Origin of the sequence: Nocardioides sp., assembly GCF_035429765.1 — a bacterium.
Lineage (GTDB): Bacteria > Actinomycetota > Actinomycetes > Propionibacteriales > Nocardioidaceae > Nocardioides.
The window spans coordinates 1-3,220 of the sequence record NZ_DAOMFK010000272.1 but is presented as its reverse complement, the minus strand read 5'-3'; the positions used below and the strand labels follow the sequence as shown (position 1 = coordinate 3,220).

General features: G+C 74.9%; 3 protein-coding genes. All 3 read right to left on the bottom strand.

Features of this window, described 5'->3' with window-relative positions; genetic code table 11:
* Positions 1–1,846 (bottom strand): ATP-dependent helicase (locus PLP61_RS15985; RefSeq protein ID WP_324503753.1); only part of this gene is annotated, 1,846 nt, incomplete at its 3' end.
* Between the two features lie 78 nt (positions 1,847–1,924).
* Positions 1,925–2,593: a lysophospholipid acyltransferase family protein gene (locus PLP61_RS15980; protein ID WP_324503752.1), complete on the bottom strand. Its 669-nt coding sequence runs from the start codon at positions 2,591–2,593 to the stop codon at positions 1,925–1,927.
* A 422-nt stretch (positions 2,594–3,015) separates the two neighbouring features.
* On the bottom strand, positions 3,016–3,220 hold a 205-nt coding region (locus tag PLP61_RS15975; RefSeq protein ID WP_502889093.1), incomplete at its 5' end, for an MGMT family protein.

Here is a 3,220-nt window from a genome sequence, read left to right as displayed (position 1 = left end):
CGGCCAGGCTCTCGAGGAAGGCACCGGCCCCGGTGTGCCCGCGGCGGTCCTCGGCCCGGGCGGCGGCGTCGAAGAGGGCACACACCGCGTCGAGGTCGCGGTGGGCGAGCCGGGCCGCCAGCCCCCCGCGACCGAGGGAGGCCCGCAGCCGGCCGGGCCAGCCGGTGCCGTCCCAGAGCAGCCACAGCAGCTCCTCGACCGTCGCCCCCTCCTGCATCTGCGCATGGGCCCGGTGCAGCAGCATCGCGAGTGACGCGGCCCGGCGCTCGCCGCTGGTGGGGTCGGGAACACCGGCGAGCAGCTCGGGGTCCAGCAGTGCCGCCCGGAGCAGCTCTCCGGACCCGCGCGGGCCACGGCCCTCGGCGACCGCGGCCCGCTTCTCCGCCGACCTCAGCCGACGGGCGACCAGGCGCACGTCCGCGGCGTCCAGGCCGGCGAGCGGCGAGGCCAGCAGGGCGTGCGCACGCTGGGCGTCGACGTACCCCGGGTGGTGCGGGTCGTCCACGGCGTGGTGCACCACCGCGCCCAGCGCGTCCAGCAGGGGTACGACGGCCGGCTCCCGCACCAGCGGGGTGTCGTCGGCCGCCACGTCCACCGGGACCCCGGCCGCCAGCAGCGAGCGGCGCAGCCCGGGGATGGTGGTGCGCCCGGACCGGACCAGCACCGCCATGTCCGACCAGGCCACGCCGTCCTCGAGATGGGCCCGGCGGAGCAGGTCGGCCAGGTGCTCGGCCTCGGCGCGCTCGGTGTCGAAGGTGAGCAGCTCGACCCGCCCGGGGTCGGGGTGGGTGGAGACGGGCCGTGCGAAGGCCTCGCGGGCGGCGGCCGGCACGCTCCCGGGGAGCGGCAGCCGGGCCGCCACCTGCTGGCTCGCCCGCTGGATGCGGGAGCCGAAGCGACGGGTGGTGCCGAGCACCACCGTCTCGGCCGGCCGGCCGTCGCGCTGCCGGAACCGGTCGGGGAACTCCAGGATCCCCCTGACCTCGGCCCCCCGGAAGGCGTAGATCGACTGGTTCGGGTCGCCCACCACGACCAGGTTGCGACCGTCACCGGCGATGGCCTGCAGCATCGCCACCTGCGCCGGGTCGGTGTCTTGGTACTCGTCGACGAACACGTGGGAGTACTGCGCGCGGAGCTCCTCGCGGACCGGCTGGGCGGGGTCCTGCAGCATCCTCACGGCGGTCGCGATCAGGCCCGGGTAGTCGAGCAGGTTCTGGCTCGCGGTGACCTGGTCGTACTGCTCCATGAAGGCGGCCGCGGCGACCAGCTCCGGCAGCGCCTCGGCCTCGCCGACCCGGCGCAGCGCGTCGAACCCGAGCCCCTTCTCCTGCGCCCGGGCCAGCACCTGGGCCACCTCGCCGGCGAACCCCCTGGTGCCGAGCGCGCCGCGCACCGGCTCCGGCCAGACCACCGACTCCTGCGCGGCGGTCAGGATCTGCTGCAGGACGACGTCCTGCTCGGCCGCGGAGAGCAGCCGGAGGGGCTGGTCGTAGAGGCCCACGGGGCTGTAGCGGCGGACCAGGGCGAAGGCGAAGGAGTGGAAGGTGGAGCTGAGTGAGGTCGACATGGTCCGGCCCACGCGGGCGGTCACCCGGTCGCGCAGCTGCTCGGCGGCCTTGCGGGAGAAGGTGAGGGCGAGCACGCTCTCCGGCGCCACCCCCTCCTCCAGCCGTCGGGCGATGGCCTCGACCAGCGTGGTGGTCTTGCCGGTGCCGGGGCCGGCCAGCACCAGCAGCGGCCCACCGGCGTGGTCGGCCACACGGAGCTGGTCGTCGTCGAGCGCTACCGGCCGGTGCTGGGCCGGGCGGGGCCGGACCAGGCGGTAGGCGGGTCCGGTGGCGGTCATGGGTCCCACCCAATCATCCGCCGCCGACACCGGCCCCGGGACCGCGCAGCCACGACGTCACCACGCCCCGGCGGGTGGTCAGGACTCGAGCGGGCGGTCGTTGTAGTGGTCGGCCATGGGCTGCCCGGTCAGCTCGGCGATGGCCGCCATGATCTCGTCGGTGACCCGCCGGCGGGCGCGCGCCGAGGGGACGCTCTGCTCGTAGCTGCCGAAGTGCAGCGGGGCCCCGAAGGAGACGCTGACCTTGGCCAGCCGTGGCAGCCGGGCCCCGACGGGCTGGAGCTTCTCGGTCCCGGCGAGCCCGACGGGGACGACGGGTACGCCGGCCTGGAGGGCCAGGTGCGCGACGCCGGTGCGGCCGCGGTAGAGCCGGCCGTCGCGGGAGCGGGTGCCCTCGGGGTAGATGCCGAACGCCTCGCCGCGGGACAGGACCTCCAGCGCGATGTCGAGGCTGCCGAGCGCGGCCCGCGAGTCGTCCCGGTCGACCGGCAGCATGCCGAGGCCGCCGAACCACGCCCGCGAGGCGGCGCCGCGCAGCCCGGTGCCGGTGAAGTAGTCGGCCTTGGCGAGGAACACCACCGAGCGGGGGACCACGACGGGGATCACCACGCTGTCGGCGAAGCTCAGGTGGTTGCTGGCCAGGATCACCGGCCCGGTCGCCGGGATGTTCTCCAGCCCGCGCACGGTCGGCCGCCAGACCGCCATGACGACCGGGCGGACGACGGAGTGCGCGACGGCGTACAGCATCTGCCCATTGTGACGCCGCGCGAGGTCCGTGTGACCCGCTGTCCACCGGAGAACGGGCCCGGGGAACGGGCCCGGAGAACAGGCACAGTGGACACGTCCGGGAAAGGCGAAGGGCCCTTGTGAGTATGAGTCACAAGGGCCCTTCTGGTGACCGGACCCTGGTGACGCCTCCGGTCGACCGCTCTTCCTGCCTGGGCCCCTACGGCATCGTCACCCTGCCGCAGCGGCGAGTTGCCCCGCCGAAAGGACCCTCGTTTCCGAGCGATCCCGCGTTCCCGAAGGACCGCGTAGAAGAAGTTCTATGCCCCAGAACCCCTGCCGCACAAGGGTTTTCGCGAACTTTCTTGGGATCGTGCCGATTCTCGGCGTGTCGTCCACAGACAGGCCCTAGTCCTCCACAGCCGAGCCGGGTTGTCCACAGGTCAGCGCGGGCCGGCTGTGGACGAGCGGTCCGGGTCGGCCGGGTCCCAGAACGCCCGGCGCAGGTCGACCTGGCCGGGCCCGCGCAGCGGCGTGCCCTCGGCGAGGTGCTCCTGGTGGGCCTCCGGGCGGTGCCGCTCGGGCGGTGTGCCGTCGGCGCGCACCACCCGCCACCAGGGCCCCGGACCGCCGTGGCCGGCCAGGACC